The sequence below is a fragment of the Deinococcus seoulensis genome (genome assembly GCF_014648115.1).
Classification (GTDB): domain Bacteria; phylum Deinococcota; class Deinococci; order Deinococcales; family Deinococcaceae; genus Deinococcus; species Deinococcus seoulensis.
Genome location: NZ_BMQM01000003.1, coordinates 25,804 through 47,608, shown reverse-complemented (window position 1 = coordinate 47,608; position 21,805 = coordinate 25,804). Strand labels below are relative to the sequence as shown.

Genomic DNA, 21,805 nt, shown 5'->3' with positions numbered 1-21,805 from the left:
GTCATCGGGCGGCTGGGTTCAGTTCAGGCGCTTGATGCGTTCGGTGGTGTCGGGGCTGACGGTGGTGCTCGTCAGGAACGCGCGGAAGGCGTCGATGTCCAGGTCGCCGCCGAGACGGCTGGTGCCCTTGGCGAAGGCGGTGAAGCCGTCGCCGCCGTCGGCGAGGAAGTTGTTCACGACGACGCGGTAGCTGGCGGTGGGGTCGAGGGCCTGCCCGCCAAGTTTGATGTCGCTGACCTTCTCGCCTTTGGCCTTGGCGTTGTCCCAGGTGTACGTGAAGCCCCGGCTGACCTGCAGGATGCGGTTGCTGCCGGCGGAGGGGTTGTCGAACTGCTGCTCGAGGGCTTCCTTGATCTGCGCGCCGGTCAGGGTGATGACGGTCAGGATGTTCCCGAAGGGCTGCACGGTGAACGCGTCACCGTACGTGACCTGCTTGCTGGCGTTGGGGACGTTCACGGGCAGGTCGGCGCGGATGCCGCCGGGGTTCATAAAGGCGATGACGGCGCCGCCCTTGCTGGCGGGCGCGGTGGCGGCCAGCTGGCTGTCGGCAATGACGCGGCCCAGGGGGCTTTCGCCGTTGGTGCCCGCGGTGCGGCTGATCTGCTCGACGCCCAGCGTGGCGATGACGGTCTTGGAGATCGGGTCGGTGAGGTCCCTGGCCTTCTGGACCAGGGCGGTCATGGCGGCGTCCTTGGGGGCCTTGGCGGCGTCCACGACGACGTTGCTGGCGCGGATGGCGGTGACGCGGTTGGCGCGGGTGTCGACGGTCATGTCGATGCGCTGCAGCAGGTGGCCCAGCGCGTCGCCCTGGATGACGATGCGGTCCTTGCCGTCGGGGCCGGGCACCAGGCAGTTGTAGCCGCGGTGGGTGTGGCCGGTCATGATTGCGCTGACAGCCGGGTCGAGGCCCCTGGCGACGTCCACGATGGGGCCGCTGAGGGTCTTGCAGTCGACGATGTCGAAGGCGTCCTTGCTGGTGCCGCCCTGGTGGACGAGCGCGACGATGGCGTCGGCGCCCATGCGTTTGATGGCGGGGATGGCGGCGTTGATGCTCCTCACTTCATCCTCGAATTTCAGTCCGGCGACACCGGCGGGCGTGACGACGGTGGGGGTGTCCTTCAAGACGGCGCCGACGAAGGCGACCTTGGCCTTGCCGACCTGCACGATCTTGTAGGCGGGCAGGACGGGCTGGCCGGTCTTCTCGTCGATGACGTTCGCGGCGATGTAAGGGAACTTGGCGCCTTCGAAGGTGTTGTTGAATTTGCAGGCCTTGGTGGCGTCGTTGCTGTTGCAGCCACCCTTCTGGTAGCGCATCAGTTCGGCGAAGCCGTAGTCGAATTCGTGGTTGCCGACGACATTGACGGCCATGCCCAGGCCGTTCAGGGCGTCGATGGTGGGTTCATCGCGCAGCAGGCCGCTGATCAGGGGGCTGGCGCCGGTCATGTCGCCCACGCCGACGAAGACGGTGTTGGGGTTGGTGCGGCGGGCCTCGGCGAGGATGCCGCCGATGGCCTCGACGCCGCCGGCCTGGACGGTCAGGGTCTTGGTGCGGTCGGCGGGGTCGGGCACGCGGAAGCTGGTGGGCAGCAGGTTGCCGTGGAAGTCGTTCACGCCGATGACGGTGACGTCTACGGTGGAGGGGCCCAGGATCATGGAGCAGCTGCTGAGGCTGAGGGCGGCGCCGATCAGGAGGAAATTGTTTTTCATGCGCCGTTCATTCTAACGGGCGGGGCGTCTGGGCGCGGTCAGCTACGGCCCGGCCCTGCTACCGGCCCTGCACCTGAACGGGCAGGTACAGCAAGGCCCGGCCGTCCTGGGAAGGAACGGCCGGGCAGTGTGGGGTGCGCCCGCGAGCGCGGGCCCAGCACCCCTATGATTCACCCTCTGTCGGGGTTCAGTAGAACTTGGTGATGCGCTCGACGCTGTGGCGGTGGTGGGGGAAGCCGTCCTCGGCGCGCTTGCCGACGGGCAGCAGACCGGCGAACTGGACGTGCTCGGGCAGGCCGAGGATTTCCTTGACCTTGGCGGGGTCGAAGCCGAGCATGGGCACGGTGTCGTAGCCGAGGCCGCGGGCGGCGATCATCACGAAGCCGAAGGCGATGTTCGCCTGGCTCAGGCCCCACTGGCCGCGCTGGGCGACGTCCTGGCTGCCGAAGGCGCCGTCGAAGGTCTTGCGCTGGCCTTCGCGGCCCGCGTCACCCATGCCGGGGTGCGCGGTTTCCTCGACGGTGGCCAGGGTGTCTTCCATGTCGCTGTACACGACGATGACGGCGGGGGCGTTCGTGACCTGGCCCTGGCCGTAGGCGGCGGCCTGCAGCTGCTCCTTGATGGCGGCGTCCTGCACGACGGCGAAGCGCCAGGTCTGGGCGTTCCAGGCACTGGGGGCGAGGCTGGCGAGGCGCAGGATTTCGTGCAGGTCGTCCTGGTTCATGGGTTCCTGGACGTACTTGCGGATGCTGCGGCGGGTTTCGATGGCTTCTTTGACGTCAAGCACTTTGGGGGTCGTAGCGGTCATGGGGCTACGTTATCCGAATCGCTTTGGAATGTCAAGCGGTGTGAGATTCGTCATGATCTGATCAGCCCCGCAGTGTAAACTCTGGGCATGAGTACTGAACACACTGGATTCTGCCCGGTCTACCGGGCTATCGGGGTGTTGCAGGAGAAATGGGTGCTGCACATCGTCCGCGCCCTGCTGAACGGTGAAAAAGGGTTTAATGAGCTCGCCCGCGCCGTCGGCGGATGCAACAGCGCCACCCTCACGCAGCGCCTCGAACACCTCGAAACCCTCGCCCTGATCAGCAAACGCACCGAGGACACCCAGGGCAAACTGGCCCGCAGCGTCTACACGCTGACCCCCGCCGGCCTGGAACTCCAGAGCGTCATCGACGCCATCGACACCTGGGCCGTCACCCACCTGAACACCCCGGCCCCCGCACCCGCCGCCTTCAGCGAGCTGCCCGCCACCGACTGCGCCGGCTGAGCGGCGGCCCCATCATCCGGTCATGACCGGCCCAGACGACCCCGCCCTGCACGGCCCCTCTGCCCGTCCCTCCATCCGTATCGTGCCGCCCGATCCACGCTGGGCGGCACGCTTTCATGCGCTGGCCGCCGCCATCCGCCCGCACCTGCCGCCCGGCGCGGCGCTGCATCATACGGACTGCCGTTTTTTTCTTAACACGGAACACCACGGTTCTGTCCACTCCACGTCCGGAGGGGCGCCCTGCTCCCACTCGCATCCGCTCGGAGTAAATGGTCTTTGCAGCCCATTCAATCGGAGTCCGTATGACTTCCTGCGCGCCACCCCGGCCGCCGCCGCGTACGGCGAGGTAAAGACCCGGCTGGCACGCCTTCACCCGCACGACACGGACGCCTACTATGCTGTCAAGGACCCCGTGATGGACCTGATCATCGCCGGGGCGCAGGCGTGGGCAGCCAGCAGCGGCTGGACGGTCCCGCCCCCGACCCTCTGCCCCCGACCTCTGCCCCCGCGTCCCGGAGCGACCCATGACCGCCTTCCTGCTGTTCATCCTGATCCCCACCGCGCTGATCGTCCTGTCGTTCCGCATGAAACCCGTCGTGCCGCCGGACGAGTCACCCCACGACGCCCTGGGCGGCGGGCTGGCTGCCACCGGCCTGTTCGGCGGTCACGGCCTCCCGGCAGACGTGCGCAGCGTGCCCGAGGAAACGGCGCCCGTCCGGTTCGACCTGAGCGGCCTGCCCGAGCGTGAATGAACCCGTAACCTGCGCGTCCGGCGCGGCCCGTACGCTGGGGGCATGAGCATCAAGGACAACTTCACGCCCGACGAGTGGTTCAAGGTCATGACCGGCCCCGGCCGGGCCGGAGCGGCCATCGTCGCCTCCAGCCCCAGCGGTCTGACCGGACTGGTCGCCGAGGCCCGCGCCCTGAACGACGCCATCCGCGACGGCGTCAGCGCCGACACCCGCACGCCCCTGCTGGAAGCCATCGCCGCCGACCTGCTGCGCACCGCGCCGGACCCGGCCGTCATGCCTCACCAGGAACGCGCCCGCACCATGCAAGAAGCGCTGGAGCAGAGCCTCGAAAACGTCCGGCAGGCCGCGTGGCTGGTCAGCGCCAAGGCCAGCCCCGAGGACAGCGCCGCGTACCGCCAGATGCTCCTGAGCGTCGCCGAACGCACCGCGAACGCCGCCAAGGAAGGCGGATTCCTGGGCTTCGGCGGGGAACTCGTGAACGACCGGGAACGCGCCGTACTGGACGACCTGCGCCGCATCCTGAACCTGGAGGCCGCACCTGCCCCCACCGACCAGCCTTCCCCCGACGGCAGCGGCAACAGCGGCTGATACGGGTTCCGATTGTTTCGCTGACAGTCCGGTGTGGAGGCGGATTGCCAGCGAAACAGTCGGCTGTCCCCATAAGGCGGCCCGGTCAGTCGTGTGGGCCGCCCTGCCCGACTGACCGGGCGCCCGTCTCCCGGATGCGTTCGTTCATCAGGTCGCGGAACGCCTGCTCGTGGGGGATTCCGGCGTCCAGCTGGGTGCCGGTGGACGCCATGACGTGCTCGCGGCCGTCGCCGCGCAGGTACACCGCGCCGCGCTCGCGGTGACTGACCCGCCAGCGGTTCAGGTCGTTCAGCGCCGCGTCGAAGGCGTCACGGGCGCGGCTGCCGCCCCAGTCCAGCACAGCCGCGCGGATCACGTTCCGGTGCGGTTCCCAGGCGTTCAGCAGCGCCCGCTGCGGGGGCGTCATGGAGGCCCGTGAGTGCCGGAGGGCGCGCCCCAGGTTCGAGTCGAACCCCACGCCCAGCGCCAGGTCCGCGACCTGCGTGCCGCCCAGTTGCAGCCCGCTGGCGCCCTCCAGAACCGGGCCGTCCGGCACGCCGTCCACGGGCAGCCCCCACCCGAAGGTCGGCTGGATGAACACCCGCCACAGGTCGCTGCGGACCACCCGGAAACGCATCAGGGTGTTGATCTGCCGGGTCATGGCGCTGATCGCGGCGTGCAGGTCTGCCAGCGCGTCTTCCAGCGCGGACCGGTCGTGGTGGTGGGCGGCGCTCAGGGCCTGCGCGGCGGCACCCAGGACCGCCTGCCCGCGCGCCTCGGTCAGCACGAACGTCTGAATCCACAGGTCCAGCTGCCCGGCGAGGTCCCGGTCGTCCCCGGCGGGCGTGGCGTGCCAGTTGTGCGCGGTCCGCACCTGACCCGCCTGCACCTGCGCGGCGTGGTACGGCTCGCCGGGGGGCAGGGCGTCCGAGCGCCAGTTCAGGTACTTCAGGGTGTGCATGGTGCCGCACGGCGGGAGGTGGTGCGCGGCGCTCAGGTCGCGGAACAGGGCGTGCAGGTGCGCCGGGAAGTCCGGACGTTCCTGAAAGCGGGCGGGCGCGACCGGCACGGCGTTCCAGCGGTACAGGTGCATCAGGATCGCCGTGGCGGACAGCAGCGCTTCCTGCTGCGCGGCGCTCAGCTGCCGGGCGTCGTCCCGCCGGTACCCCAGGGCCGCGTCGAGGTCCAGCAGGGCCGCGCGCACGCCGCTCCCCTGGTACGCCGGGGCCAGCGCCGGAACAGCGTCCAGCAGCGCCTGGAAGGGGCCGGGCAGGTGCAGCAGCGGTGCGGTGGGCGGCAGGAACCCGGTGCGGGCCAGCGGCCGGAACAACGTCAGCAGTTCCGGCAGTCCGGCGGGCGAGGCGTCCGGGAGCGGCGCCGCAGGAAGATCAGGGAGGTCAGGCAGGGGAATCTCCGGTCAGGCAGCCGGGAAACGGCCGGGAGGGAACAGCAGGCCGGAAAGCCCTTCACGGCGGGGCGACCAGGACCTTCAGTGTAGCCGGGCTGCGTCGCACGCGGGACGCACGTTCGATCAACACCTCCGATCAGCACGCTCGATCAGCACCTCCGATCAATACGTTCGATCTGAGCGTCCTGTCTGAGACTGCCGAACCCGGCGGCAGGTGAACCCGGTATGCTGCGGCAAGTGCGGGGGCGACTGGCGCTGAACGTGGGGTGACCACGGGGGAGCCTCCGGGATGTTCCTTATGATCGCGCGCCTGGGTCGAGCGGCTCCCTGTCGGTGGGAACCGTTCGCGTTTCTGGTATCAGGGAGGCAAGTAGATGACGCAGCAGGGTGCAGGTCAGGGCGGCGGGCAGGGCAGGAAACGGGCGCTGATCTCGGTCAGTGACAAGACGGGCGTGGTGGAGTTCGCGCGGCAACTCGAGGCGCGCGGCTGGGAGATCCTGAGTACCGGCGGCACGTACGCCAGTATCGTCGCGGCGGGCGTCGCGGCGCGGCAGGTGAGTGACGTGACGGGCTTCCCGGAAATGCTGGACGGCCGCGTGAAGACGCTGCACCCGGCGGTGCACGGCGGGATTCTGGCGCGGCGCGAACCCGGTCACCTGGGGCAGCTGGACGCGCACGGGATCGGCACCATCGATCTGGTGTGCGTGAACCTGTACCCGTTCCGGGAGACGGTGGCGCGCGGCGCGGCGTTCGACGAGGCCATCGAGAACATCGACATCGGCGGCCCGGCCATGATCCGCTCGGCCGCGAAGAACCACGCGGGCGTGCTGGTCCTCGTGGACCCCGCCGACTACCCGGTGGCGCTTCAGGACGACGTGAGTGCCGCCGACCGGCAGCGGCTGGCCGCCAAGGCGTACCGGCATACCAGCGAGTACGACGCCGCCATCACCGCGTACCTGGAAGGCAGCAGCGACGAGTTGCCCACCGCGCTGCCGGGAACGCTGACCCTGAACCTCAGCCGGGTGGCCGAGGTCCGGTACGGCGAGAACCCGCACCAGCCGGGCGCGATCTACCGTCTGGGCGGCGCGGTCGGGCCGGTCATCGACGCGCAGGTCGTGGCGGGCAAACCCATGAGCTTCAACAACTACGCCGACGCGGACGCCGCGTGGGCACTGTGCCAGGAACTCGCGGCGCAGGAAACGCAGGCGCAGCACGGCGACCCGGTGGCCGTGTGCGTGGCCGTCAAGCACGCCAACCCCTGCGGCGTGGCTGTCGCGGACGACGCGAAGACCGCCTGGGAACGCGCCCGTGACGCCGACACCCTCAGCGTGTTCGGTGGCGTGGTCGCCCTGAGCGTGCCCGTGACGCTGGAAACGGCGCAGGCGACGCGCGGCACGTTCCTGGAGGTCCTGATCGCGCCCGAGGTCACGCCCGAGGCCGCCGCGTGGTTCGCGGAGAAGAAACCGGACCTGCGGGTGCTGGTGGCCGCCGCGCCGCAGGACGTGAGCGTGCTGGACGTGCGCCCCCTGACCGGCGGGTTCGCCGTGCAGGAACGCGACGCCCGCCCCTGGGACGACCTGTGCCCGGAAGTCGTCACGGCCCGGCAGCCCACCGATCAGGAATGGCATGACCTGCGCTTCGCGTGGGCAGTCGTGAAGAACGCCCGCAGCAACGCCGTGGTCCTGGCGCGCGGCGGCGTGACGGTCGGCCTGGGCGCCGGAGCGGTCAGCCGCATCTGGGCGGCCGAGCGGGCCGTGGCGAACGCCGGTGAGCGGGCGCAGGGCGCCGTGCTGACCAGCGAGGCGTTCTTCCCGTTCGACGACGTGGTGCGCCTCGCCGCGAGCGTGGGCGTCACGGCGATCCTGCAACCCGGCGGCGCCAAACGCGACCCCGAAGTGATCGCCGCGTGCAACGAACTGGGCATCAGTATGGTGTTCACGGGCAGCCGCCACTTCCGTCACTGAACCGTCGCCACTGAACCGTCGCCCCTGAGTCGTTGCCACCTGAGCCGTCGGGCCTGAACGGCTGCTCGACCGGAACGGAAAGCATGTCACCGGGGGTGTCCGGGCCGCGTGGGGGGGCCGGGCACCCCCGGTGGCCGTGTCCGGCGCGTGCGAGGTTTTCGGCGGCGCATGCGCGGCCCGGCTGCCTACAGTGACGGTCAGGCCCGGATTCTGCTCCGTCCTGCTCCGCTCATGGGTTCCGTCTGTTTCGCTGGGTAACCCGGAGGGGCGTTTTTATCCCCTTCTTTCTCCCGCGCGCGTCCGCTCGGATTGAATGGGGTTTGCAGCCCATTCAGTCGGAGTCCGTATCCCGCCCACTTCACGAGGTACTTCATCATGCCCATCCTGACCACCTCGCGCCCCGTGTGGCGCGCCGCCGCCCTGCTCCTGCCACTGCTGGGCGCGTCCCTCGGAACGGCCCAGGCACGCACGCTGGCCGAAGCGAAAGCCAGCGGCACCCTGAACGCCGCGACCAGCGGTGACTTCCGGCCCTTCAACTTCCTGGATGCCAGCGGCCGACCCGACGGGTTCGAGGTCGAACTGATTGGCGCGGTGGCCGCGCAGATGGGCCTGAAGGTCAACTGGCAGGTCCGGCCCTTCGACGGCCTGCTGGAAGACGTGAACAGCGACCGGTACGGCATCGACGTGGTGGCCGCCTCGCACGCCATCACCAGCACCCGCCTGAAGACCGTGGAGTTCAGCAACCCGCACTACTGCACGGGCGGCGTGATCCTGGCCCGTCAGGGCGGCCCGCAGACCAGCCGGGCGCTGTCCGGCCGCACGATGGCCGCCGAGGAAGGCAGCACGTACCTGGGCTTCCTGAAGAAACTGCCGTTCGGTAAGTCCATCTCGGTCCTGCCGACCGGGAAGGACGTGGTGCGCGCCGTGGCCCTCGGCCGCGCCGACGCCGCCGTCACCGACCGGTTCGTGGCCCTGGAGGCCCTGACGCTGTACCCGAAAGCGAACCTGATCGTCAGCGACATGCTCTGGAAGGAAACGGTCGGTCTGGCCGTCGCCAGGGAGAACGGCGCCATGCGTCAGGCGCTGAACGTCGCCCTGAAAGCCGTCATCGACGACGGCACGTACGCCCGCCTGAGCCAGAAGTACTTCGGTCAGAACGTCCGCTGCTGATTCATACCTTCAGGGCAGACCAGCGATGAACACGCCGTGGTTCCCCCTCCCCTTGAGGGGAGAGGCTGGGAGGGGGTGAGCAGGCATGGCGTGACAGAAGACGTTTTCCATACCTGTCCCCTCTGGTGTTCCATACCTGTCCCCTCTGGCGCCCGAACAGTGCCCGCACCATTGATCAGGCGCTTTTCTTCCAGCGGCCCTTGCTGCGGTGCCCGACGCGGTTCCCGGCGTGCGCGGTGCGGGCGCGGATGGTCTGCTCGTCGTAGCGGAGCATCACGGCCAGCCGGGCGCGGCTGATGATGTGGTGCGGTTGCTTGGGCACGAACGCCGTCACGATGTCCACGAATCCGTCGCGGGCGTGTTCGGCGACCACGTGCAGCGGGAGTTTCACGCCGCACGCCTCGAAGTACCCGCAGACCAGCCAGCGGCGGTCCTCGGTGTACACGGCCCGGACCCGGCCGGTCAGCAGGACGTTCATGACGTCGTGTTCCAGGAACCCCTCGGCGCGGGCGTGCCCGATGGCGTGGTCGCACAGGTGGTAACGGCCGTCGTACACGGCGTCGCGCAGGCGGGCGTGCGCGCGGCCCAGGCTGAAGTCGTCGGTGCTGACGCCGTCCAGGTCCGCTTCACGCTGGGGTTTCACGGGGGCCTGCGCGGCGGGCCTGGGGGGCGGGGTGGCCTGGGCGCGGCGGGCGGCCTTCTCGGCGCGGGCCAGCTGGGCACGCAGGGCCAGCAGGTCCGTGCCGACCTGCACGTCGGTGGCGGGCACGCTGGGGCCGGTGCGGGCGGCGCGTGGGGGGTGGCTGACGCCCGGTCTGCTGGACTGTCTGGTCACGGCGAAACACCTCCGGTGAGTGGCGCCCCGCTTTCCCCGTGTCGGGCGGCGGACCGTGTCAGCCTCCCTTCAAAAAGGAAAACGCCCCTCAAACACGGCTTCGTGTCTGTGGGGAGGCAGGCGGCGTACCCTGTTCAGGGCATGCCCTGAGCATAGCACGCGCGGGACGGCGGGCGTGGTGAAGCGCGCGGCAGACACGGAACGCGCCGCGTGACTACCCTGGGGTCAGGTTCCGGTCAGCCCTGCGGCGCCGGCCCTCCCGCCGCGCCCGTGAGGGCCGCCCGGCGCACTCCCGTGAATCCCGGCTCCCGCTGCTCTGGAGGTTCCCATGATCCGCCCCATGCTGCTGACCGACGTGCCCGACGTGCTCGCCCTGCTCAACTGGATGGATGACGCCCCGGAACGAGAGGTGTTCTCCCCCGACGCCCGCGACCCCCGCGAACTGCAACTGGAGTGCGAGGACAGCACCTGCCTCGTGGACGCCGACGAGGACGGCGTGAACGCCTACTGCGCCCTGTCGCCCTTCCGGGACGGACTGGTCCTCGAGGGGCCGGTCAGTGACGGGGGGCACCTCCCGGCCCTGCTGCGCCGCGCGCTGGAACACGCCGACGGGCTGCCCGTGTACGCCTTCAGCGCCCGCGACAACACTCCGGTCCGCGCGGCGCTGGAAGCAGCGGGATTCGCGGCCATGCACACCACCGACTTCTACAGCGGACCGCCGTCCCTGCTGACCGCGCAGGCCTGCGCTCCGGCAGGCACGCGCATCTCACGCCGACTGCCGTTCACGGACTACCGGGCGCTGTACCGCAGCAGCGAGGACGCCTGGGCCGGACGCCTGAACTGGACGCCCGAGCAGTTCGAGGCGCATTTCGCGCAGGACGACGTGCGCCTCGTGGCCCTGATGCGCGGCGACGCGGCGCTGGGCTTCGCGGAACTGGAATTCTGCCCCGAGGACGCCCGCGCGGACGTGACGTACGTGGCCGTGCATCCCGCAGAGCGCGGGCAGGGACTGGGCCTGAAACTGCTGGCCCTGGCCGCCGCCGAGGCCGAAACCCACCCGGAAATCCGCACGCTGCGCGTCCGCGCGCACGACCACATGAAACCCGCCCGCGCGCTGTACACCCGCGCCGGACTGAAACACTGCCGCAGCGTCGTGACGTACATGAAAGACGGCGACGAGGACGTGTAGACCGGGCCGCCCTGACCGGAACGCCATGCCCGCCACAGACTCCGGCGCGGGCGGGCGGTACTCTGCGCCGCATGGCGAAGAAGGACCGACGCACCCCCCAGCAGGCCTTCGTGACCCTGCGCGACATGCCCGGCACCCGCGTGATGTTCTGGGTCGTGGACGCCTGCCCGTACTGCGGCGAGCGGCACCTGCACGTCGCCGGGAACATCCGCAACGACCCCGGCGAGTCGCTGGGCGAACACCCCGCCCCCTGCAACCCGGAACGGCCCTACGAACTGACCCTGCCGCCCCGCCCGAAAAAGAAGACCGGCAAGGACGCCCGCCGCAAGGCCCGCCGCGACGGCAAGACCGACGCCTGGGACGAGGACACCTGGTAACGCCCCGGCTGAAGCTCAGCGGATTGCACGGCTCCGCAAACCATTCAATCCGAGTCCGTGTCAGTGCTGCATACCGTCCATGTCGCCGTGGCTGCTGGCAGGCGTGGGGAGCGGCTGCGCGCCCCGCTCCCGCAGCATGTCGGTCATGAGTTTCACCTCGGCGGTCTGCGTCAGGTCGATCTGGCGGGCCAGGGCCTGCACCTCGGGGCGCACGCCGGGCTTCAAGGCCGGACCGACCATGCTCAGGGCGCCCTGGTGGTGGCGGGTCATGAGTTGCAGGAAACTCACGTCGGCGGCGCGGCCTTTCAGGGTGCTGAGGTTCTCGACCTGCGCCTGCGTGGCCATGCCCATCATGCGGGCGTGGTCGGCGCTCATGCCTGCCCCCGCCCACGGGCGCTTCCAGAGGGTCAGCCAGCCGCGCATCTGCCCGATCTGCTCCTGCTGCGAGAGCATGATGTCCAGCGCCAGCAGGCGCACGTCCGGGTCGGTGCTGCGCTCACGGACGCGGGTGGCCATGTCCACGGCCTGCGCGTGATGCTGGATCATCTCGCGCACGAACCGCACCTCGGTACTGCTCTCGGCCGGGCCGCCCAGACGCGGAAGCAGCAGCAGACCGCCCAGCACGGCAGCGAGAACGACCAGCAGTGGAAGGGCGAGGCGACGCAACATGCCCGCGAGTATAGGCATCCCCACGCCGTGACCGGCAGGGGGAAGTGTCCTGCGCCCGTTACACTGCCGGGCGATGACGGCACCGGACCGCAACGAGCAGATCAGGGGCGCGCTGGGTGGTGCTGCCGTGGGCGCCGCGCTGGGCGTGCTGGCCGCCTTTCTGGGCGAGGTGCGTGCGGGCACGCCCCTGCTGTGGGGCCTGCTGATCCTGGGCGCACTGGCCGGAGCGTTCCGCCCGTCCCGCCGCGCCCTGCACGCCGCCGCCGCTGGCGTGGCACTGGCGCTGGCCGCGTGCCTGCTGACACCCACGCTGCGCGCACCGCTGGCGGCCCTGACGCTGGACCAGCCGCCCGGCCGGGCCGACGCGATCGTGGTGCTGGGCGGCGGCGTGCAGTGCGGGGCACGCACGCTGGAGTCCGCCAGTCTGGCCCGCCTGACGCGCGGCCTGGAGTTGTGGGGGCAGAATTACGCGCCCACCCTGACCGTCTCCGAGCAGTCCGGCCTGATCGGGCCGCGCGACTGCCCGAAAATCAGCGTGCTGGCACGGCAGGTCATCACGCGGCAGTTCGCGCAGGACGGCCCGGAAGTCCTGACCCTGAGCAACGTCACCACCACCCGCGACGAGGCGGCCCGCGTGCGCGACCTGGCCCGCACGCGCGGCTGGACGACCATCCTGCTGGTGACCAGCCCCAGCCACAGCCGCCGCGCCGCCGCGCTGTTCCGCACGTACGGCGTGAACGTGATCAGCGTACCCGCACCCGAAACCCGCTTCGACACCACCCTGCCCCTCCCCCTGGACCGCCTGTGGGCCGTGCGGATCCTGGCCTACGAGAGCCTGTCGCGCGTGAAGGCCGCGCTGGGCGGCACGCCGGAACGCTGAAGCTGCCGGAGGGGCAGTGGTCGGTCGCGTTGCGTCAGGTGCCTTCACGGGAACGGGTCGGCGCGGGTAGGCTGCCGGCATGGTGCAGGAATAGACCTCCTGCGAAAGTCCTTCTAAAGCTCAAAGCTGTGTCGGGATTCCTCCTTGCAGGTAGGAACAGCGGAGAGGCCAGGCTTTTATCTTGACTCGGGTCCAACAAAACGGGCTGATTGGGAGTTGTGAGACCACCCATCAGCCCGCTCCCATTTCTAACTCAAATTCCCGACTGGCGTGCCCCTACCCGCATCCACTATCCGTGGGACGCCCTCTGGACCGTCATTCTCACTGGCCTCCTCGCCGGACCACCCAACATTCTCGCCCTCACCCAGTGGATCGCCGGACACCGCGAGGTGCTGTGCCAGCACCTCGGCCTCGACCGCCTCCCCCAGCAGGCTATGATCTACCGCTTCTTCTGGTCGCTGGACCAGCATCTTCCTGAACTGCAACGCGCCCTGCTGGATTGGGTGAAGGCTCAACATCCCACGGCGCATGACCACCTGGTCATCCTTGCCGGTGACGGCAAAGTCCTGAAAGGAAGCGCTCGAGAGGGCCGAACGGCCCTCTCGTTCCTATCGGTCTTCTTCCATGAGCTGGCGCTGACCGTCGCGCAGGTCGATCAAGCAGGGCGTCATGAAGCCAAAGGGATGCAGGATCTGCTCCCCACCCTCACGACCCTCTTCGGGAACGGGTGGCTCATGACGTTGGACGCCGCCTACACCGAGCGGGAACTCACCACTCGAATCGACGAGGCAGGCGGAGCCTACCTCGTCCCACTCAAGAACAACACCCGCTCGCTCAAGGAATGGGCGAAGTTCGCGTTCACATACCCGGCGCACGATCACGTCGTGGACGTCGAGCGGCGCAGTGGGGAAGTCTGGGAGCGGCGTACGTCGGTGATCACCGGTGCGCAGGTTCCGGAAGACATCAAGGACGGGTTGTGTGGCGTGCAGACGTTGATCCGTCGAGAACATCAGGTCACGCGCCGCGATGGCATACAACGGGTTGAGGTGCGGTATGCCGTCAGCAGCCGGCTGCTGACGGCTCAGGAAGCGGAGCGCATCTGGCGCGGTCACTGGGGTATAGAGAATCGAAGCCACCATTGCCGGGATGTCGTGCTGCACGAGGATGCGTGTCGGTTGCGCAAAGGAGCACAGGGACGGGCGATGCTCAATGGCGTGATGGTTGCTCTGCTCAGTGGAAGAACTCGTCAGATCACAGCACTGGTGCGCCGCCTGACCATTGATCCGTTGCTCGCTCTTCAACTCCTGATTCCTGAACTCGCGTCAAGATAAAAGCCTGCGGAGAGGCCGGGCGGCTTGAAAACTCACTTGCGCAGGAGGTCGAATATACCAGCATGCGTGTAGAAATACTATTGGACTGTTTTTATATTTTCGATGATGAATGATGGAATACCATTATTATCTTTAAATTGGCAGCTTCCAGTTGTCTTGAGCGATACTTTATTATATGAAATTGTAAAACTACTAAAATCTGCCCTATTGGGGGTTTTTCCGCCTCTGGTATTATAATTAAAAGTTACGGCTCGTATAACTCTGCCCTCTGTTAAATCTTTTAGACGATCAAGCTCTTTCGCGCAAAGCCTCTCAAATTTTTGACGTGGAGGGCGCATGTCAGGAGTGGTTAGTACGGGAATGATGCTGATACCGGCAAGGAGTATGTTGAGACCAATCACCAGCAGGACAGGATGAGTCAAAAGGCGGGACATCTTCTCCCCAACATACTGAACGCTCTCCACGCAGCGAGGCGTGCTTGAGCGGGTCAAGTAGCTCAGCACCTGACACTTCGCCAGAAATAGCGTCCTGAACGCAGTAGACCTCCCGCGGAAGTCCTTCTGACTCCTGACTCGTGCCTGATTTCTTCCTGCCAGCCAACAATAGCGAAGAGGCTGGCTGGCTCGAAAACCCACTTTCGCAGGAGGTCTAATGGTAGAGACGCTGATTCGCCTGCTCACGCTGGCGGCGCTGATCCTGGCCCTCGGCCTGCCAGTCAGCCGCGCGCGTCCGGCCACCGGTCCTGCCCCCGATCCAGGTGATGCCAGGATGGCGCGGATGGTGTCGTACCGCTACCGGGGCCTGTACGTGGCGTCGCCGGGGGGCAGTGAATTCGGCTGGGGTGTCCTGCTCCGGTCCTGGTTCCGCACGGTCCTGCTGTGCGTGCTGAGTGCCGTGGTCCTGCCATTCAGTCCACTGGCAGGCGTGGCGATGCTCTGGGGGATGTATTTGTACGGAGAGGAGGCGGCATCGACCTCATTCATGATCTTTCTGTACGCGGTACCGCTGGGTGGCGCGGCGCTCGGGTTGCTCGGGAGTGCCCTGTGGGAACTGCATCTGGTCAGGGCGGGCCGGCGCCTGAAGGCCGAGGATTGACAGGCTGGCCGCGAACCATCCGGCACCGTGACGTCCCACAAACGTGCAGACAGGTCTGCCCTACACTGCCGTCTTGATGAGCGAGCGAATGATCACAGTGATTGGTGCGGGACTGGCGGGGTCCGAGGCGGCCCTGGCGGCGGCGCGGCTGGGCGTGCGGGTGCGCCTCTATGAGATGCGGCCCGTGAAGATGACCCCGGCGCACCGCAGCGGGAATTTCGCGGAGCTGGTGTGCAGTAACTCGCTGGGCGGCGAGGGTGAGTTGCAGAGCAAGGGCTTGCTTCAGGCCGAGTTGCGGAGTGTGGGGGGCGCGATCGTGGGCGCGGCGGACGCCTCCAAACTGCCGGCGGGGAATGCGCTGGCGGTCGAGCGGGACGAGTTCAGTGAGCGGGTGACGCGCGCGGTGCGGGAGCATCCGCTGATCGAGGTGCTGGGCGAGGAGGTCACGGCCGTGCCGGAGGGCATCGCGGTGATCGCGTCGGGGCCGCTGACGTCGGACGCGCTGGCGGCGGACATGGCCCGCCTGACCGGCAGCGAGCGCCTGAGCTTCTATGACGCGGCGGCGCCCGTGATCGCGTTCGACTCCATCGACATGGACGTGGCGTGGCGGGCGGGGCGGTACGAGCAGAGCGCGGATTACATCAACTGCCCTTTCACGAAGGACGAGTACCTGGCGTTCTTCGGGGCGCTGGAGCAGGCGCGCGCGCACACGCCGCACGACTGGGAGAAGCTGGAGTTCTTCGAGGGTTGCATGCCCATCGAGGAGATCGCCCGGCGCGGGATCGACACGCCGCGCTTCGGGCCGATGTCGCCCAAGGGGCTGGACGATCCGAGGACGGGGCGCTGGCCGTACGCGGTGGCGCAGCTGCGTCAGGAGGACCGCGAGGGCCGCATGTGGTCGCTGGTGGGCTTCCAGACGGGCCTGAAGTGGGGGGATCAGAAGGTGGTCGTGAACCTGATTCCGGGCCTGGGGAACGCCGAGATCGTCCGGTACGGCGTGATGCACCGCAACACGTACCTGAATGCGCCGCTGGTGCTGGAGTCCACGCTGCAACTGAAGGCCGACCCGACGAAGCTGGTGGCGGGCGTCCTGGCGGGCACGGAGGGGTACCTGGAGTCGGCGGCGACCGGCTGGCTGGCCGGAACGAACGCCGCGCGACTGGCGCTGGGCCTCGAACCTCTCACGCCGCCTGCCGAGAGCATGCTGGGTGGCCTGACCCGTTACCTGGCGAGCGCGAACCCGAAGGGGTTCCAGCCGATGAACGTGAACTGGGCGCTGGTGCCGGAACTGCCGGCCGAGATCAACGAGCGGACCGGCAAGCCCCGCAAGCTGGGTAAGCGCGAGAAACGCCCGGTGATGTTCCGCCGGGGCCTGGGGGCGTTCATGGCGTGGGCGCAGGACGAGGCGGGCCTGACGGTCACGCCGCCGCCCGTCCGTGAGCCTGAAGTAGTAGAGCCCGCCGGAGCGTAAGGCGCTGAGTAGCCTGAACAGGATTCAGAACTGCCGGAGCTGAATCTGCCGGAGCTGAATCTGGTAGACGCCTCCCCCGTCTTCCCTCCAGGCGAGGGTGGTGCGTCCGGCGTCGTCGGTGGTGACGCTGGGGCTGCGGGCGTCGCGGCGCGGGTCGCGGTTCTGCACGCCCAATCCCTGCCAGTGCTGTCCGGTCCAGCGGGCGGCGTGCACCTGCCCCTGGCCGCCGCGTTCCTGCACCCAGGCGAGGACGGCGTGCCCGGCGGGGTCGGTACTCAGGGTGGGGGCCGAGGCGAACGCGGCGCTGACCGGGCCGCCCAGCGGCTGCCAGTGCTGGCCGTCCCAGCGGGCGGCGTACAGGGTGTCCTGTCCGGCGTGGTCTTCGAGCCACGCGGCGATGGGGCGGTCCTGCCCGTCCAGTACGAGGCGGGTGGAGGCGACGTAGCCGGGCGGGTGCCGGTTCAGCGGGCCGCCCATGGCCTGCCACGCCTGTCCGTCCCAGCGGGCGGCGAGGACGCGGGCGGCGGTCACGTCGCCCTGAAGCCACGCCACGACGGGCTGCCCGGCGCGGGTTAGGGCCAGCGCGGGCGTGCGGGCGTAGGCGCGTGGGTCGTTGAAGGCGGGGCCGCGCACCCAGCTGCGGGCCGCGTCGTTCCAGCGGCGCACGGTCAGCTGGCTGCCGTCGGGATTGCGCAGGAATTCGCCCCAGGCGAGGACCGCCTCGCCCTTCCAGGCGGCGACGGCGCGGGTGCGGGCGGCGTAGGGCAGGTCGTCGCCCAGGTAGCGACCGGGCCAGTCGGTCCAGCCGCCGGGCCGCAGGGCGCGCAGCTGCACGATGTCGTTGTCGCCGTAGTTCTCGTTCCAGGCCAGGACGGCGCTGCCGTGCCGGTCGGCGCTGAGGTTCAGGTTCGCGGCGGGGCGCGGGTGGCGGTCGTTCAGGCCGAGGGGGCCGCCCACCCCGGTTCCGTCCTGGCGGGGCAGCGGCGTCCAGGGGCCGCCGGGCGCGGCCTTCCAGGCGCGCAGCGTGCGGGCCGTGAAGGTGCCCCGGCCGCTACTGAACTGCCCGCTGTCGCTGAGGGCCGCGAGGAACACGGTGCCGTCGGGTGCGGCGGCCACCGCGACCTCCCGCACGGGGGTACTCAGGACGGGAGATGGCAGCGACCGGTCAGCGGGAGCGCTGCCCCCGGCAGACGCGGCGCACGCGAGGGCCGCGCCCAGCAGGGTCAGGACGGACGGCGCGGGGTGGGTGGGCATGGGTGACCTCCAGGGGGGAATCGGCGCGGGGTGTGGTGTTCGATTGTTTGCCCTGGAACCCGCAGAACACAAGGGCGCGGCGCTGTTCTATGGTGGGTGGCGTGAAGCTTGACGGGGTGCTGGTGTACGGGTTGGGACGGAGTGGGCGCGGCGCGGCGCGGTTCCTGGCGCGGGAGGGCGTGCGCGGCGAGTGGCTGGACGCGCGCCCGGCGGCAGAGGACCTCGCGCTGATGGACGAACTGGGCTGGGAGCGGGGCGACGTGACCCGCCCCTACCGGACGGTGGTGGCCGCGCCGGGCGTGCCCATTGATCACCCGGACCTGACGGCGCTGCGGGCGGCGGGGGCCGAGGTGATCGGTGAGGTGGCGCTCGCGGCGCGGCTGCGGCCCGCGTTGCCGATGGTGGGCGTGACCGGCACGGCCGGGAAGGGCAGCACGACCGTGCTGGTCGCGCACCTGCTGCGCGCGTGCGGCCTGAACGCCCGCGAGGGCGGGAACATCGACCCGCCGCTGCTGGACGTGGTGGACACGGCGCAGGTGGCGGTCGTGGAACTGTCGAGCTTTCAGCTGGAGCGGGTGCCGGGCGTGCGGTTGCCGGTGGCGGTCATCACGAACCTGGGCGTGGATCACATCGACCGGCACGGTACGGTCGGGGCGTACCACGCGGCCAAGTTGAACATCACGGCGGCGCAGGAGGCCGGGGACGTGCTGATCGTCCCGGCGGACCTGACCGTGCCCACGCGCGCCCACCTTCAGCCGTTCACGCCCGCGAGGCTGGCCCTGGCCGACGGGACGCCCGTGCTGGACGCCGACGCGCTGCCGGACGGCATTCACCCGGCGAACGCGGCGGCGGCGATCCTGGCGGCCGAGGCGTTGCTGCGGCACCTGGGCCGCCCGGTCGATACGGGCGTGCTGGCCGGCGCGCTGGGCACGGCCGCCCCCGTGAAGGGCCGCTTCGAGACGGTGGCCCGCGTGGGCGGCGTGCGCTTCATCGAGGATTCCATCGCCACGCGCACCCTGGCGGTGCAGGCGGCGCTGGAACGGGCCACGCCTCCGGTCGCGTGGCTGGTGGGCGGCCGTGACAAGGGCGCGGACCTCGCGCCGCTGCGGGCGGCGGCGGCCGGGCGGGTCGCGCAGGTCATCGCGTTCGGTGAGGACGGCGAGACCCTGGCCCGCGGGCTGGGCCTCCCCTACCGGGCCGTGCCGGGCGACACCGGCGACGAGAGCATGGACCGCGCGGTGCAGGCGGGCCTGGACGCCCTGGGCAGCGCGGGCGGGGAGGCGCAGGGCACGGTGCTGCTGGCCCCGATCGGCACGAGCTTCGATCAGTTCCGGGATTACCGGCAGCGGGGCGACAGTTTCAGCCGCGCCGCCCGCGCCCTGGCCGCCCGCCTGGGGGACCGCGCGTGAGCGTTCAACTGGTCATCGCGCAGATCATGCTCATGAGCCTCGGGCTGCTGGGGATCGCCACGACCGAACCCGACAAGATCCTCGAGCACGGCAGCAAGATGGTCGTTGCCGTACTGCTGACCCTCACGCTGGCCCGGTTGCGTCCCCGCGCGTTCCTGCGGGTCGGCCCGTGGTTCTGGGGGTTCACGCTGTTTCTGCTGCTGCTCGTGCCGTTCATCGGGGTCGGTACTGCCGAGAGTGCAGGCACGCGCCGCTGGCTGGATTTCGGCCCGGTGCGCTTCCAGCCGTCCGAGCTGGGCAAACTGGGCCTGGTCCTGATGCTCGCGTCGTTCTTCGCGCGGCGCGGCGTGCAGAAGAAACTCATCAGCGCCACCGGCATGATCCTGCTGACCACCATCCTGGTGCTGGTCGAACCGGACCTGGGCACCAGCGTCCTGATGTTCGGGCTGGGCATCATCCTCATGTACGCCGCCGGGGTGCGGATCAGCAACATCAGCGGGCTGCTGCTGGCCATCACCATGATGATCCTGCCGCTGATCGGCACGTACCTGGAACGGCACCCGTACATCATGTCCCGCCTGACCTCGCACCAGAACGCCGAGCAGATCCGCGAGATCGGCCTCGACCAGATCGGGATGGCGCACCGGGACCTGAACTTCGGCGGTCTGTGGGGCCAGGGGCCGGACGGCCTGCGCTTCAACTACTTCGGCGAGCACACCGACATGATCGTCGCGTCCGTGGGCTTCACGTCGGGCCTGCTGGGCGTCGCCATGCTGCTGTTCGCGTACTGGCTGATCGTCGCCACGGCGCTGGAGGTCGCGCATCTCGCCAGCCGCGTGCGTCCCATGACGCCCGAGATTCACGGCGCCAGCATCCTCGCGATAGGGTCGATGTTCATGATCGTCGGGCAGGCCTTCGTGAACCTGTGCGTCGCCGCCGGGGTCTTCCCCGTCACGGGCGTGCCGCTGCCGCTCGTCAGTTACGGCTTTTCCAGCATGCTGACCATGAGTCTCGCCCTGGCGATCATCCACTCCGCCATGCGCGAGGTGCGCCGCCACCTGCCCGAGGAAAGCCAGAGCCCGGACGCCCTGCCGCTCAGCGCCGACTGACGGCGAGGGGGGGCATGCAGGACGTGGGCAGCGGGGAATTCACTCCGCTGCCCACGTCCTGCATGCCCAGTGCGACGGTTATACGGATTCCGTTTCTCTCCTACTCGTATCCGCTCGGATTGAACGCCTTTACAAGCTATTCAATCGGAGTCCGTATTACTTGTTCTGGGACAGGCGTTCCAGCACGAGGCGGCTGACGGTCTTGAGGGTCTCGAACACGCCGACGCCCTTGTCGGACATCGCCTCGAACAGTTGCAGTTCGCCCTGCGGGTCGATCACGGAGCGGATCATGCTGGTGGGCAGCGCGTCGGGCAGGTCGCGTTTGTTGATCTGCAGCACGATCGGCACTTCTTTCACGTCGATGCCGTGCTCGGCGAGGTTCTCGCGGAGGTTGCGCATGCTCTCGGCGTTGGCGCGCAGGCGGTTGGGGGCGCTGTCGGCCACGAACACGATGCCGTCCACGCCGCGCAGGATCAGTTTGCGGCTGGCGTTGTAGAACACCTGCCCCGGCACGGTGTACAGGTGAAAGCGGGTCTTGAAGCCCTGGACGGTGCCCAGGTCCAGCGGCAGGAAGTCGAAGAACAGCGTGCGTTCGTCCTCGGTGGCCAGACTGACCATCTCGCCGCGCAGGTGGCCGGGCACCTTGGAGAACACGTGCTTGAGGTTGGTGGTCTTGCCGCTCATGCCGGGGCCGTAGTACACGATCTTGCAGTTGATTTCGCGCGCAGCGAAGTTGATGGTGCTCATGGGCGAGGTCTCCTGTGACGCCGGGTCAGGGTGAGGGGATAGGAGGAAGGAACAGAGGTGCGGGCCCTTCAGCCCAGCAGGTCGTCGAGCAGTGCGCTGGCGCCCTGGCTGAAGTCCTCGCCCAGCTGCACCGGGGGGATGTCCTTGAGTTCCTCGAGAATCGCGGCGATCTGCGTGATGCTCTTCTTGGCGTACACCTTCACCTTGCCCAGCGGGACGCTCGCGTCGAAGATCAGGGTCAGCAGGGAGTCCGTGCCGACCGACTCGACGTACAGGGTGCCGTTCTCGCCCTGATGAATCTGTTCACTGAAGGTGCGTTCGCCCAGCATGTTCGCCAGCGCGGCGGTTGCGGCGGCGTTACTGGCGACCAGCGTGGCGACACTGTCGAGCGCCGGGGGCCGCGGCGCCCACAGCGCTTCCTTGTGCGACAGCACGAAGCCCTTGCGGTCGACCAGCAGACCGTAGCGCACGCCGGTGGTTTCCAGCAGGTCCTGAATCAGCTGATCCACGCGTTCGAACGCGTCTCCGTACAGCGCCAGTGAAGGTTCAATCATATGGCTGCCAGTATAGGAAGCCTTTCACACAAGAGCCTGACGGA

General features: G+C 68.9%; 22 protein-coding genes and 1 riboswitch. Of the genes, 13 read left to right on the top strand and 9 right to left on the bottom strand.

Features of this window, described 5'->3' with window-relative positions:
* Positions 1–18: 18 nt before the first annotated feature.
* Together IEY70_RS03555 and IEY70_RS03550 are read right to left on the bottom strand one after the other, a co-directional pair.
* Positions 19–1,707: a bifunctional metallophosphatase/5'-nucleotidase gene (locus IEY70_RS03555; protein ID WP_189063628.1), complete on the bottom strand. Its 1,689-nt coding sequence runs from the start codon at positions 1,705–1,707 to the stop codon at positions 19–21.
* Positions 1,708–1,894: 187 nt separating this feature from the next.
* A complete protein-coding gene (locus IEY70_RS03550; protein WP_189063627.1) occupies positions 1,895–2,515 on the bottom strand; it encodes a nitroreductase family protein in 621 nt (206 codons plus the stop codon).
* A gap of 87 nt (positions 2,516–2,602) precedes the next feature.
* Here IEY70_RS03550 and IEY70_RS03545 point away from each other — a divergent pair, with 87 nt between their 5' ends.
* The 3 genes from IEY70_RS03545 (at position 2,603) to IEY70_RS03535 (ending at position 4,320) form a co-directional block, all read left to right on the top strand.
* Positions 2,603–2,980: a winged helix-turn-helix transcriptional regulator gene (locus IEY70_RS03545; protein WP_189063626.1), complete on the top strand. Its 378-nt coding sequence runs from the start codon at positions 2,603–2,605 to the stop codon at positions 2,978–2,980.
* A gap of 524 nt (positions 2,981–3,504) precedes the next feature.
* Positions 3,505–3,732, top strand: coding sequence for a hypothetical protein (locus tag IEY70_RS03540; protein WP_189063625.1), 228 nt, complete (start codon positions 3,505–3,507; stop codon positions 3,730–3,732).
* Positions 3,733–3,774: 42 nt separating this feature from the next.
* Entirely contained in the window at positions 3,775–4,320 is a 546-nt protein-coding gene (locus IEY70_RS03535) for a hypothetical protein (protein WP_189063624.1), read from the top strand.
* 85 nt (positions 4,321–4,405) lie between these two features.
* On the opposite strand, the gene IEY70_RS03530 is transcribed toward IEY70_RS03535, so the two are convergent.
* On the bottom strand, positions 4,406–5,629 hold the full coding sequence (locus tag IEY70_RS03530; protein ID WP_189063623.1) for a hypothetical protein: 1,224 nt from the start codon (positions 5,627–5,629) through the stop codon (positions 4,406–4,408).
* Positions 5,630–5,942: 313 nt separating this feature from the next.
* Positions 5,943–6,030: riboswitch (ZMP/ZTP riboswitch) on the top strand.
* Between the two features lie 51 nt (positions 6,031–6,081).
* Here IEY70_RS03530 and purH point away from each other — a divergent pair.
* Positions 6,082–7,671, top strand: a complete 1,590-nt coding sequence (gene purH / locus IEY70_RS03525; RefSeq protein ID WP_189063622.1) for a bifunctional phosphoribosylaminoimidazolecarboxamide formyltransferase/IMP cyclohydrolase — start codon at positions 6,082–6,084, stop codon at positions 7,669–7,671.
* Positions 7,672–8,046: 375 nt separating this feature from the next.
* Complete coding sequence (locus IEY70_RS03520; RefSeq protein WP_189063621.1) at positions 8,047–8,841, top strand: ABC transporter substrate-binding protein; 795 nt, start codon at positions 8,047–8,049, stop codon at positions 8,839–8,841.
* 175 nt (positions 8,842–9,016) lie between these two features.
* Here the strand turns inward: IEY70_RS03520 and IEY70_RS03515 are convergent, their stop codons facing one another.
* The gene (locus tag IEY70_RS03515; protein WP_229777618.1) at positions 9,017–9,595 is read right to left on the bottom strand and encodes a DUF4258 domain-containing protein; all 579 of its coding nucleotides are present in this window, start codon (positions 9,593–9,595) and stop codon (positions 9,017–9,019) included.
* Positions 9,596–10,004: 409 nt separating this feature from the next.
* Between IEY70_RS03515 and IEY70_RS03510 the strand changes: the two genes are divergently transcribed.
* Both IEY70_RS03510 and IEY70_RS03505 read left to right on the top strand, forming a co-directional pair.
* Positions 10,005–10,865 carry a GNAT family N-acetyltransferase gene (locus IEY70_RS03510; protein WP_189063620.1) on the top strand — a complete coding sequence of 287 codons (861 nt, stop codon included), beginning with the start codon at positions 10,005–10,007 and terminating at the stop codon, positions 10,863–10,865.
* 71 nt (positions 10,866–10,936) lie between these two features.
* Positions 10,937–11,242: a hypothetical protein gene (locus IEY70_RS03505; protein ID WP_189063619.1), complete on the top strand. Its 306-nt coding sequence runs from the start codon at positions 10,937–10,939 to the stop codon at positions 11,240–11,242.
* A 60-nt stretch (positions 11,243–11,302) separates the two neighbouring features.
* Here the strand turns inward: IEY70_RS03505 and IEY70_RS03500 are convergent, their stop codons facing one another.
* On the bottom strand, positions 11,303–11,911 hold the full coding sequence (locus IEY70_RS03500) for a DUF305 domain-containing protein (protein ID WP_189063618.1): 609 nt from the start codon (positions 11,909–11,911) through the stop codon (positions 11,303–11,305).
* 73 nt (positions 11,912–11,984) lie between these two features.
* Here IEY70_RS03500 and IEY70_RS03495 point away from each other — a divergent pair, with 73 nt between their 5' ends.
* Positions 11,985–12,791, top strand: coding sequence for a YdcF family protein (locus tag IEY70_RS03495; RefSeq protein ID WP_189063617.1), 807 nt, complete (start codon positions 11,985–11,987; stop codon positions 12,789–12,791).
* Positions 12,792–13,009: 218 nt separating this feature from the next.
* Positions 13,010–14,122: an ISAs1 family transposase gene (locus IEY70_RS03490; protein WP_189063616.1), complete on the top strand. Its 1,113-nt coding sequence runs from the start codon at positions 13,010–13,012 to the stop codon at positions 14,120–14,122.
* 77 nt (positions 14,123–14,199) lie between these two features.
* On the opposite strand, the gene IEY70_RS03485 is transcribed toward IEY70_RS03490, so the two are convergent.
* Positions 14,200–14,556, bottom strand: coding sequence for a hypothetical protein (locus IEY70_RS03485; RefSeq protein ID WP_189063615.1), 357 nt, complete (start codon positions 14,554–14,556; stop codon positions 14,200–14,202).
* A 217-nt stretch (positions 14,557–14,773) separates the two neighbouring features.
* Between IEY70_RS03485 and IEY70_RS03480 the strand changes: the two genes are divergently transcribed.
* On the top strand, positions 14,774–15,217 hold the full coding sequence (locus IEY70_RS03480; RefSeq protein WP_189063614.1) for a hypothetical protein: 444 nt from the start codon (positions 14,774–14,776) through the stop codon (positions 15,215–15,217).
* 76 nt (positions 15,218–15,293) lie between these two features.
* Positions 15,294–16,688 carry a methylenetetrahydrofolate--tRNA-(uracil(54)-C(5))-methyltransferase (FADH(2)-oxidizing) TrmFO gene (gene trmFO / locus IEY70_RS03475; RefSeq protein ID WP_189063613.1) on the top strand — a complete coding sequence of 465 codons (1,395 nt, stop codon included), beginning with the start codon at positions 15,294–15,296 and terminating at the stop codon, positions 16,686–16,688.
* Between the two features lie 24 nt (positions 16,689–16,712).
* On the opposite strand, the gene IEY70_RS03470 is transcribed toward trmFO, so the two are convergent.
* Entirely contained in the window at positions 16,713–17,942 is a 1,230-nt protein-coding gene (locus IEY70_RS03470) for a hypothetical protein (RefSeq protein WP_189063612.1), read from the bottom strand.
* Between the two features lie 89 nt (positions 17,943–18,031).
* Here IEY70_RS03470 and murD point away from each other — a divergent pair, with 89 nt between their 5' ends.
* Positions 18,032–19,351: a UDP-N-acetylmuramoyl-L-alanine--D-glutamate ligase gene (gene murD / locus IEY70_RS03465; protein ID WP_189063611.1), complete on the top strand. Its 1,320-nt coding sequence runs from the start codon at positions 18,032–18,034 to the stop codon at positions 19,349–19,351.
* Entirely contained in the window at positions 19,348–20,460 is a 1,113-nt protein-coding gene (locus tag IEY70_RS03460; protein WP_189063610.1) for an FtsW/RodA/SpoVE family cell cycle protein, read from the top strand. The genes murD and IEY70_RS03460 overlap by 4 nt, the downstream gene beginning before the upstream one ends.
* Positions 20,461–20,616: 156 nt before the next feature.
* Here the strand turns inward: IEY70_RS03460 and mglA are convergent, their stop codons facing one another.
* Together mglA and mglB are read right to left on the bottom strand one after the other, a co-directional pair.
* Positions 20,617–21,207, bottom strand: a complete 591-nt coding sequence (gene mglA, locus IEY70_RS03455) for a GTPase MglA (protein WP_189063609.1) — start codon at positions 21,205–21,207, stop codon at positions 20,617–20,619.
* A 68-nt stretch (positions 21,208–21,275) separates the two neighbouring features.
* On the bottom strand, positions 21,276–21,761 hold the full coding sequence (mglB, locus tag IEY70_RS03450) for a GTPase-activating protein MglB (protein WP_189063608.1): 486 nt from the start codon (positions 21,759–21,761) through the stop codon (positions 21,276–21,278).
* Positions 21,762–21,805: the final 44 nt, after the last annotated feature.